This window comes from Frankia sp. CoBUL1 (assembly GCF_978021245.1).
In genome coordinates this window covers 6270-16582 of sequence record NZ_CDXDOS010000065.1, presented here as the reverse complement: position 1 = coordinate 16582, position 10313 = coordinate 6270, and the positions used below count along the sequence as shown (strand labels likewise).

Genomic DNA, 10313 nt, shown 5'->3' with positions numbered 1-10313 from the left:
GCGCTCGGGCTGTCGTTCTCCCTGGAGGGCTTCGCGTTCTTCACCGAGGCGATCTTTGTCGGGATGTACCTGTACGGCTGGAAGCGCCTGTCGCCGCGCGCGCACTGGCTCACGCTATGGCCGATCGCGATCTCCGGCACCCTGTCGACGTTGTTCATCATCACGGTGAACGCCTGGATGAACGTGCCACGAGGGATCACCGAGGTGAACGGCAAGGTCGTCGCCGCCGAGCCGTTCGCGCCCTTTCTGAGTCCGGGGACTCCGCCCCAGGTGGTCCACATGCTGCTGGCCGCGCTGATGTGCACCGGCGGGGCCGTCGCCAGCATTTACGCGGTCGGCATGCTGCGCGGTCGCCGCGACGCCTACCACCAGCGCGGGCTGCGGATCGGCCTGGCGGTGGTGCTGGTCTGTGCGCCGCTTCAGCTGATCGTGGGGGACTGGGCGGCCCGGATCGCCGGGGCCAACCAGCCGTTCAAGCTGGCCGCGATGGAAGGGCTCTACCACACCAGGTCGCACGCGCCGCTGACCCTCGGCGGGTTCTACGACGACAAGAGCAGCGAGGTCCGCTACGGGCTGGAGATCCCGGGTCTGCTCTCGCTGATGGAGGGATTCAGTACAGATCACGTGATCACCGGTCTGGACGCCGCGCCGCCGGACGAGCGCCCGAACGGTCTGCTGGTGCACGGGTCGTTCGCGACGATGGTCGGGTTCGGTTCCGCGCTGATCGGACTGTCCGCCCTGACTGGTGCCGCCGTCGTCCGCCGGCGCCGTCGCGGCGAGAAGACGCTACTGCCCACCGGGCGGCCGTGGCTGTTCGCCGCGACGGCCACGGGACCGGCGTCCGCGCTGTCGATGATGGCCGGCTGGGAGGTCACCGAGGGTGGTCGTCAACCGTGGATCGTGGGCGGTCACATGCGGGTCCACGACGCGGTGACGGGCGCCGACGGGGTCGCGCCGATGTTCGCTGGCTCCCTGGTCTTGTACCTGGGGCTCGCGGGTGCGCTGATCCTCATCCTGCGCCGGATGGCCACCGGCGGCCCGGCCGTCGCGGAGATCCGGTCCGGGCAGCCCGCTGCGGGCGTCCACCGCACGGCCGTCCACGGCGCGGGGCAGGCGAGCCCGGCCAGGCCCGGACGGACAACCGATTCTGATTCGCCATCCATCCCGAAGCCGCGACCCGAACCGGCGGCGGTTGAACCGGCGGCGGTTGAACCGGCGGCGGTTGAACCGGCGGTCGAACTGCCGGTCGAACCGCCGGTGTCCGGCAGGCGGCGCACCGGCGGCGGTCCCGAGGGATCCCGCGGTTCGGCGCACCCGGGTGAGACAACGGGAACGGGATCCGACGGCAGCACCGGTTTCGGCGGGCGGGGAGAAGACTGATGACCAGCGCTGACCTCCTTCTGATCATCATGGTGGTAGGGCTCACCGCCTACGCGCTGCTCGGTGGCGCGGACTTTGGTGGCGGGGTGTGGGACCTGCTGGCACGCGGCCGGCACGCTGGCGACCAGCGGAAACTGATCTCGGCGTCACTCGGCCCGGTGTGGGAGGCCAACCATGTCTGGCTGATCTTCATCGTGGTGGCGATGTTCAGCGGGTTTCCCGAGGCCTACGGGGTGATCGGCTCCTCTCTGGAGGTGCCGCTGTCCGTGGCCCTCGTCGGCATCGTGCTGCGTGGCGCCGCGTACGTGTACCGGTCCTACGGGGCGGGTGGGGCCGGTCCCGACCACTGGTGGGGGCACGTCTTCGCGGTCTCCTCGACGATCGCCCCGTTCGCGCTCGGGGTGGCCGGTGCGGCTCTGGCCAGCGGTGATCTGTCGACCGACGACCCGTTCGCGCCGGTGCGCAGCCCGTTCGGGCTCGTCTGCGGGGCCTTCGCGGTCGCCGCGACGGCCTTCCTCGCCGCCGTCTACCTCTGCCGGGACGCCGCCTCTTCCCCGGCCACCGCGCACCTGGTGGCCGACTTCCGCCGGCGGGCCATCGGCGGCGCCGTGCTCTGCGGTGCACTCGCCGCGATCCTGCTGCCCCTGCTGTGGGCGGACGCCCCGCAGGTCGCCGGCCGGTTCAGGGACCGCTCGCTTCCCCTGGTAGCCCTGTCCACCCTCGGCGGGATCGGCGCCCTCGTCGCGCTCTGGCGCGAGCAGTTCGGTGCCGCCCGCATCGCGGCCGGTCTCGCCGTCGGCGCGATGCTCTGGGGCTGGGCGGTGGCCCAGTACCCGGACCTGGTGGTCGGGCAGGCCACGGTGGACACGGCCGCGGCGCCGACGACGAACATCCGGGCCATGCTGTTCGCCATCGTCGGCGGTCTGGTGGTGCTTGTGCCGTCCCTGATGATGCTGTTCCGGCTGTTCTCCCGGCCGGAACCGGCGGAGTGATCGGGCCGGCGCAGTGATCGGGCCGGTGCAGTGATCGGGCCGGCCCGCCGCGGCGGTGGGCTACGGTCATCGCGTGACCTCTGCCCCCGCTCAGGCGCCGGTCATCGCGGGTGAGTCGCTCACCCGCCGGCAGCTCGTCGTCGAGGTCTGGCTCGTGCTCGGGGTCTCCTTCGCTACCTCGGCGCTGTTCGCGGTCATCCGCTACGTCGGGGTGCTGACCCGGCCGGGCCCCGTCCGTTCCCAGGTGGCCCGGCTGAACACCTCGGCGGCGCCGGGACGGCCCTGGCTCGACCTCGCGCTCCAACTCGCCGACCTGGTCACCGGGCTGGTGCCGGCGCTGCTCGCCGTATACCTGCTGACGAGGCACGGAGGCGGACCGCGGGCGATCGGCCTGGACGGTCGGCACACCGGTCGCGACGCCGGCCGGGGAGCGGCGATCGCGGCCGGGGTCGGCGGGCTTGGCCTGGGCCTCTACCTGCTGGCGTGGCACAGCGGGGCGAACCTCACCGTCGCGCCCTCGGGCCTGCCGGACGTGTGGTGGCGCGTACCGGTCCTGGTCCTCAGCGCGGCGCAGAACGGCCTCGCCGAGGAGGTCATCGTCGCCGGGTACCTGCTGGTGCGGCTGCGTGAACTTGGTGTCGCGGCCAACCGGGCGCTGGCGGCCAGCGCCCTGCTCCGCGGTTCCTATCACCTCTACCAGGGGCTCGGTGGGTTCACCGGTAACCTCGCGATGGGCCTGCTGTTCGGCCGGCTGTTCCAGCGGACCGGCCGGGTGCTGCCGCTCGTCATCGCCCACGCACTCATCGACACCGTCGCGTTCGTCGGATACGTAGCGTTGGTCGGAAAGATCTCCTGGATTCCGGCGCCGCGCTAAGGTTACGGGTGGGGAAATAGACATCGTCTGATGGGCATACGATGCGTATCTCAACGGTGTATCGCGGAGGCGGTGGATCGTTCGAGGACGTCAACATCGGCGGGTTCGGGGCGCCGGAAGGCGTAGCCGTCGAGTGCCTGCCGCGGTACGGCTGGTCGGGGAGGACCGATGGTCAACGGAATCCGCGAGATCGAGCGCAAGTTCTCGGTCGAACCGACCTTTGTGCTCCCGAAGCTGGGGGAGGTTGCGGGCGTCGCCACCGCGCGCACCCGCAAGACCGTCAGTCTGGAGGCCGTCTACTACGACAGCGACGATCTCCGGCTGGCCCGTAACAATATCACGCTGCGGCGTCGGACCGGTGGGTCGGACGCCGGATGGCACCTCAAGCTGCCCGTTCGGGTGGGGGAGCGGGACGAGCTCCAGCTCCCGCTCGACGCGGGCGTGGGCGTGGGCGTGGGGGCGGAGGGCCCGCGGTACAGCCCTCCCGCGGAGTTCGTCGATCTGGTGTCGGTCCATCTGCGCGGTGCCGAGCCGCGGCCGGTCGCCAGGCTGCGGACACTGCGGACAGCGCGCCGACTGCGGGACACGGTCGGAGTCGACCTGGCCGAGGTCGTCGATGACCAGGTCTCCGCGCAGACCCTGGGGGAGAGGACGGCACTGAGCAGCTGGCGGGAGATCGAGGTCGAACTCGTCAACGGCGGGCCCGAGGTGCTCGACGAGGTCGCCGGTCTGCTCACGGCCGCGGGCGCCACCCCGGCGGCGGACTCCTCGAAGCTCGCGCGGGTCCTGGGTGGGGCGCTGGCCGCCGGCCCCGGGCCGGACGTCCCTGCGCCGCCGCGCAAGCCACGACGCGGGACGCCGGCGGGCGAGGTGGTACGGGCCTATCTGATCGAACAGGCACGTGCCCTGCTCGCGGCCGATCCGCGGGTGCGGCTCGACGAGCCCGAGGCGGTCCACAAGATGCGCGTCGCCTGCCGTCGGGCCCGCAGCACCCTGCGGACGTTCGCGCCGCTGTTCCCGCCCGAGAGAGCGCTCTTCCTGGACGGCGAGCTGCGGGACCTCGCCGGCGCGCTCTCCGGCGCCCGCGACGCCGAGGTCCAGGCCGCCTATTTCGAGACCCGCCTGGCGGAGCTGCCCACCGAGCTGGTCGCGGGGCCCGTGCGCAAGACGGTCACCGCGCACCTCGGCACCGGCACGGCCAACGGCCGGGCGGAGGCGTTGGCCATGTTGCGCAGTGACCGGTACTTCGCGCTCGTCTCCAACCTGCTCACCCTGCTGCGGGGCCCGCTCACCCCCGCGGCGGCCCGTCCGGCCGGCAAGGCCCTCCCCGATCTGCTGCTCGGCGCCGACCGGAAGCTGGCGAAGAAGGTCCGCGCCGCGGCTGCCCTGAAGGTCGGCTCGGAACGGGACGAAATGCTGCATTCCGCCCGCAAGCAGGCCAAGCGGTTACGGTACGCGGCGGAGGCCGTCGCGCCGCTGTACGGGAATGACGCGGCGCGGCTGGTAGAGCAGGCTCAGATCGCGCAGGAGCTGCTCGGAACCCATCAGGACGCCACCATCGCGCGCAGGTTGCTGGAGGACTGGGGGACGGCAGCGCAGGCCCAGGGCGCCCCCACCGCGTTTACTCTGGGTGTCCTGCTGGGCTTGGAGGAGTGCCGGGCACGCATGGCGGAACGAGACTTCTTCGATGCGTGGCCCGCGATCTCGGCGGCCCGGCACCGTCGCTGGATCCGCTGACCTGGGGCCGTGCCGGGTGGGCTCTGCCGTGGTCTGACCGATTACCTCCTCCGCGTCACCCATTCGTGCGCCACATCCGGGCCATCGGGCGCACTACCATCCGCCACGGGTCGGCGCGCTCGGGAAATCCCTGTCAGCTCGACGGATTGCGGGACGGGACGGGTGGAGCCGCTGGCGGCCGGACCTGCTGCGTTGTTCTGTGACCGGGGTATGAAGTGGACTTCCTTGCCCGGAGGACTCCCGCGAAGGCCTCCGTCCGTGTAGCGTCGTCCCTGGCCGGAGTTCGGCGGTTCGCGTCTCAACCGAGGCGCGGCGGAACAACGTCAGGGGCTCTTGCAGCTTCCTGACGTTCGGCCCGGGGCCCGCGCGGTGCGGGTCCTGACTGCACCAGCAGGGAGAACGGCACGTGGCTCAGGGCACGGTGAAGTGGTTCAACTCGGAGAAGGGCTTCGGCTTCATCTCCGTGGACGGCGGCGGTTCCGACGTCTTCGTTCATTACAGCGCGATTCAGATGGACGGTTACAAGGCACTTGAGGAGGGCCAGCGGGTCGAGTTCCAGGTGACCCAGGGTCAGAAGGGTCCGCAGGCCGACGCCGTCCGCGTCGTCTGAGCCACGAGAGACTTCAACGGTCAGCCCGCCCAAGGGTCCTCCTGGGGCGGGCTGACCGCTTCTCGACTTCTCGATCAGTTCGATATCCGACAGTTCGGTGGAAGGTATGTTTTTTCCGGCTGATCTCGATCGTTTTCTCGGGCCGGAAAGCGCGGGGCGTTCATCGGTTCCCGGATGGCGTGGTTCGCGGCCAAAAGCTTAACACCTGATTAAAGGCACAGCCAATCCTGCACGAGAAGTTCGGCGATCTGCAGGGTGTTCAACGCGGCGCCCTTGCGCAGGTTGTCCCCGCAGAGGAACAGCGCGACCTCGTGCGGGTCGTCCGGCGACTGCCGGATTCGGCCGACCCAGGTCGGGTCCGTTCCGACGACGTCGGCCGGGGTCGGGAACTCGCCGGCTGACGGATCGTCGACGACGGCGACGCCGGGAGCGTTCAGCAGCACCGTGCGCGCCTCGTCCGCCGTCACCGGCCGGGTGAAGCGGGCGTGCACCGCGACCGCGTGCGTGGTGATGACCGGCACCCGCACACAGGTAGCCGACACCCGCAGATCCGGGATACCCAGGATCTTGCGGGACTCGTTGCGGACCTTGAACTCTTCCGAGGACCAGCCGCCGTCCTTCAGTGAACCGGCCCAGGGCACGACGTTGAGCGCCAGCGGCGCCGGGAAGGGGCCGAGGCCATCCTCACCGATGGCCTTACGCACGTCACCGGCGGTCCGCCCCAGCTCGCGGGTGCCACCGACGACGGTGAGCTGGTCGTATAGGGCGTCGATGCCGGCCTGCCCGGCGCCGCTCGCGGCCTGGTAGGAGGCCGCGAACATCGACTCCAGCCCGAACGCCCGGTGCAGAGCGCCGACCGCGACGATCATCGACAGGGTGGTGCAGTTCGGGTTCGCGATGATGCCCCGCGGCCGCGCGGGGATCTGGTCGGCGTTCACCTCCGGCACGACCAGCGGCACGTCGGCGTCCATCCGGAACGCGCCGGAGTTGTCGACCGCGACCGCGCCGTGGGCCGCCGCTACCGGTGCCCACCGGGCGGAGACCTCGTCGGGAACGTCGAACACGGCCACGTCCACGCCGTCGAAGACCTCCGGTGCCAGGGCCTGGACGACGACGTCCGCGTCGCGCACCCGTACCGTCCGTCCCGCGGATCGGGCCGAGGCGATCGGCCGGATCTCTCCCCAGATGCCGGGGCGTTCGTCGAGCAGCGACAGCATCACCGTGCCGACCGCGCCGGTCGCCCCCACCACTGCGAGCGTCGGTCGCCGGCCCGCCTCGTTGCTCGTCACGATCCATCCTCCTGATTCGCCACCGTGCCGCCGCGGCGTGTCCAGCTGCCGCGGTGTGCCGCCGTCTCGAGGACCCACGACGTCGCCAACGTCATCGTCCGGTTCCCGCGTACACGATCGCCCCGCCGTTCGGGTCACCCAGGTCGAAGGCGCCGTGCACGGCCCGCACGGCGAGCGGGAGGTCGGTGTCGCGCACCACCACTGAGATGCGAATCTCAGAGGTGGAGATGATCTCGACGTTGACCCCCGCGTCGGCGAGGGAGCCGAAGAACCGGGCGGACACCCCCGGATGCGACTTCATCCCCGCGCCGATCAGCGACAGCTTGCCGATGTGGTCGTCGTAGAGGGTGCGCTCGAAGCCGATCTCGCTTTGGACCTTCGTGAGCGCGGTGAGCGCGGTACGTCCATCCGTCTTGGGCAGGGTGAACGAGATGTCCGTCCGCCCCGACCCGGCGACCGAGCCGACCTGAACGATCATGTCCAGGTTGACGTCGGTGTCCGCCACGGCCCGGAACACCGCCGCCGCCACCCCGGGCTTGTCCGGGCATCCGACGACCGTCACCTTCGCCTCGCTGAGGTCGTGCGCGATCCCACGGATGATGGCCTGTTCCACGAGCTGTTCCTCCGGAATCTCGGTGACCCACGTGCCCGGCTTCGCCGAGAAGGACGATCGGACATGCACGGGGACGCTGTAACGGCGGGCGTACTCGACGCACCTCAGCATGAGGACCTTCGCGCCGCACGCCGCCATTTCCAGCATCTCCTCATAAGAGATCGTGTCGATGCGGCGGGCGTCGGGGACGATGCGCGGGTCGGCGGTGAACACGCCGTCTACATCGGTGTAGATCTCGCAGGCGTCCGCTCCCAGCGCGGCAGCGAGCGCCACCGCGGTCGTGTCCGAGCCGCCTCGACCGAGCGTGGTGATGTCCTTTGTATCCTGGCTCACACCCTGGAAGCCCGCGACGATCGCGATCGCGCCGGAGTCCAGGGCGGCGCGGATCCGCCCGGGGGTAACGTCGATGATCCGCGCCTTGCCGTGCACCGAGTCGGTGATGACTCCGGCCTGGGAGCCGGTGAACGAGCGGGCTTCGGCGCCGAGGGTGGTGATCGCCATGGCCAGCAGCGCCATCGAGATTCGCTCACCGGCGGTGAGCAGCATGTCGAGCTCCCGGGCGGGCGGAAGCGGCGAGACCTGTTCGGCCAGATCGAGAAGTTCGTCGGTGGTGTCACCCATCGCGCTGACCACCACGACGACGTCGTTGCCGGCCCGCCGGTTCTCCACGATTCGCTCAGCGACTCGTTTGATGCGGTCCGCGTCGGCAACGGAGGACCCACCGAACTTCGCGACCAAGAGCGCCATGGCAGCCAGGTTACCGAGCGCGGCCGCTGACCGAGCGCGGCCGCCCGTCGCCCTTGCTCGGTGGCCTTGCCCGGATCTGGTCCGGTGTCCCTTTTCCACCGCCGGGACGATGTCGCCCCGGCGACGGGGTGCTGGGCGTATTCCTTCTGGTGTGCCAGGGTGATGACATCCGCACGACCGGCTCACCCGTATGACCGACTCACCCGTACGACCGGCTCACCCGTATGACCGACTGCGACGCACGCGGTCCACGCGATGGTCCCCGACGCCGAGGACCAGCTCAGGAAGGACGATCCTCAATGGCAGTCAGCCTTGCCAAGGGCGGCAACGTCAGCCTCACGAAGCAGGCCGCCGAGGCCGGCACCCCCCAGCTCACCGCGTTGAACGTCGGGCTCGGATGGGACGCCCGCACGACCACCGGGACCGATTTCGACCTGGACGCCTCTGCCATCGGCGTCCGGGCGGACGGCAAGGTCCTCAACGACGGCTACTTCGTCTTCTTCAACAACCTCGCGTCCCCCGAGGGGGCGATCACGCTCACCGGTGACAACCTGACCGGGCAGGGCGAGGGGGACGACGAGTCCGTTATCATCAACCTTGCACTGGTTCCAGTCGACATTGACCGGATTATCGTTCCGGTTTCCATCTACGACGCGGTGAACCGGAACCAGAACTTCGGCCAGGTGCGCAACGCCTACATCCGCGTGGTCGACCAGGGCGGAAACGAGCTGGTCCGCTACGATTTGTCCGAGGACTACTCCACCGAAACCGTCGTCATCTTCGGTGAGGTCTACCGCAACGGCGCCGACTGGAAGTTCCGCGCCGTCGGCCAGGGCCACAATGACCTCGGTGGTCTGGCTCGTGATCATGGCGTCAACATCTGAGCTACCCGAGCGGATGCGTGCCTGGCAATGCGTGCCTGGCAAGTAGTCGCTCCCGGGCCGATGAGCACCCGCCCGCTGCGCCCGGCCGAGCTGCCCGTGCCCCGGCCAGGGCCGGGCCAGGTTCGGGTCCACGTCGACGCCTGCGGAGTCTGCCGTACCGATCTGCACCTCGCCGAGGGTGATCTCCCGCCGCACCGACCGCGCACCGTGCCCGGACATGAGGTCGTCGGACGGGTCGACGCGGTTGGCGAGGGGGTGAGCGGCGTGCGCACCGGGGACCGGCTGGGCATCGCCTGGCTGGCCTCGACCGACGGGACCTGCGGGTACTGTCGGCGCGGAGCGGAGAACCTCTGCCCGGCCTCGACCTACACCGGATGGGATGTCGACGGCGGATACGCCGAGTACGCCTGCGTGCGCGCCGACTATGCCTACCGGCTGCCCGACGGCTACAGCGATGCGGAGCTTGCCCCGCTGCTGTGCGCCGGCATCGTCGGCTACCGGGCGCTGCGCCGGGCGGAGCTGCCGCCCGGCGGGAGGCTCGGCATCTACGGGTTCGGCGCGTCCGCCCATCTCGCAGCCCAGGTGGCGATCGCGCAGGGCGCCACCGTCCACGTGATGACGCGCTCGGCGCGGGCCCGCGAGCTTGCTCTGGGACTCGGCGCCGCCTCGGCGGGCGAGGCGTATGCTGCACCGCCCGAGCCGCTGGACGCGGCCGTGATCTTCGCCCCGGTGGGTGACCTGGTGCCGGTGGCGCTCGCCGCGCTCGACCGTGGCGGCACGCTGTCCATCGCGGGCATCCACCTCAGCGACATCCCGCCGCTCGTTTACTCCGACCATCTGTTCCAGGAACGGTCCGTACGCAGCACGACCGCCAACACTCGCGCCGACGGTGAGGAGTTCCTGGCGATCGCCGCCGAGCACCGGCTCGCGGTGACCGTGTCGCCCTACCCGCTGTCCGCGGCCGACCGGGCCCTCGCCGACCTCGCCGCCGACCGGGTCACCGGCGCGGCCGTGCTGCTGCCCTGACCGTTTTGCCTGTCCTGTCGGTGCCGGGCCTTCCTGCCGATGCCGGACCTTCCGGATCTGGTTCGTAGATCCGGAAGGGCCCGGGATCCGGAAGGGCCCGGAGGTTTGGCGACCTTGCCGGGGGATGCGCGCTGAACTTCCGCGTTCAGTCGCCGCGGGCC

General features: G+C 70.5%; 9 protein-coding genes. 7 read left to right on the top strand and 2 right to left on the bottom strand.

Annotated elements, in window-relative coordinates:
* The 5 genes from AC08OX_RS07565 to AC08OX_RS07545 form a co-directional block, all read left to right on the top strand.
* Positions 1-1380, top strand: a 1380-nt coding sequence (locus AC08OX_RS07565) for a cytochrome ubiquinol oxidase subunit I (RefSeq protein WP_476607153.1), incomplete at its 5' end; no start/stop codon positions are given.
* On the top strand, positions 1380-2372 hold the full coding sequence (locus AC08OX_RS07560) for a cytochrome d ubiquinol oxidase subunit II (RefSeq protein WP_476607152.1): 993 nt from the start codon (positions 1380-1382) through the stop codon (positions 2370-2372). The genes AC08OX_RS07565 and AC08OX_RS07560, both read left to right, overlap by 1 nt.
* 73 nt (positions 2373-2445) lie before the next feature.
* Positions 2446-3246 (top strand): CPBP family intramembrane glutamic endopeptidase, encoded by an 801-nt coding sequence (locus AC08OX_RS07555; protein ID WP_476607151.1) that lies wholly within the window; start codon positions 2446-2448, stop codon positions 3244-3246.
* Positions 3247-3414: 168 nt separating this feature from the next.
* On the top strand, positions 3415-4983 hold the full coding sequence (locus AC08OX_RS07550; RefSeq protein WP_476607150.1) for a CYTH and CHAD domain-containing protein: 1569 nt from the start codon (positions 3415-3417) through the stop codon (positions 4981-4983).
* Between the two features lie 406 nt (positions 4984-5389).
* The gene (locus AC08OX_RS07545; protein ID WP_009740954.1) at positions 5390-5593 is read left to right on the top strand and encodes a cold-shock protein; all 204 of its coding nucleotides are present in this window, start codon (positions 5390-5392) and stop codon (positions 5591-5593) included.
* 209 nt (positions 5594-5802) lie between these two features.
* Here AC08OX_RS07545 and AC08OX_RS07540 read toward each other — a convergent pair whose 3' ends face one another.
* Both AC08OX_RS07540 and AC08OX_RS07535 read right to left on the bottom strand, forming a co-directional pair.
* Positions 5803-6882: an aspartate-semialdehyde dehydrogenase gene (locus AC08OX_RS07540; protein ID WP_476607149.1), complete on the bottom strand. Its 1080-nt coding sequence runs from the start codon at positions 6880-6882 to the stop codon at positions 5803-5805.
* 91 nt (positions 6883-6973) lie between these two features.
* Positions 6974-8242 carry an aspartate kinase gene (locus tag AC08OX_RS07535; RefSeq protein ID WP_476607148.1) on the bottom strand — a complete coding sequence of 423 codons (1269 nt, stop codon included), beginning with the start codon at positions 8240-8242 and terminating at the stop codon, positions 6974-6976.
* A gap of 299 nt (positions 8243-8541) precedes the next feature.
* On the opposite strand from AC08OX_RS07535, the gene AC08OX_RS07530 reads away from it, so the two are divergent.
* A complete protein-coding gene (locus AC08OX_RS07530; protein ID WP_011434730.1) occupies positions 8542-9126 on the top strand; it encodes a TerD family protein in 585 nt (194 codons plus the stop codon).
* Positions 9127-9153: 27 nt separating this feature from the next.
* Positions 9154-10152, top strand: a complete 999-nt coding sequence (locus tag AC08OX_RS07525) for a zinc-dependent alcohol dehydrogenase family protein (protein WP_476607147.1) — start codon at positions 9154-9156, stop codon at positions 10150-10152.
* The last annotated feature ends 161 nt before the right edge of the window (positions 10153-10313 follow it).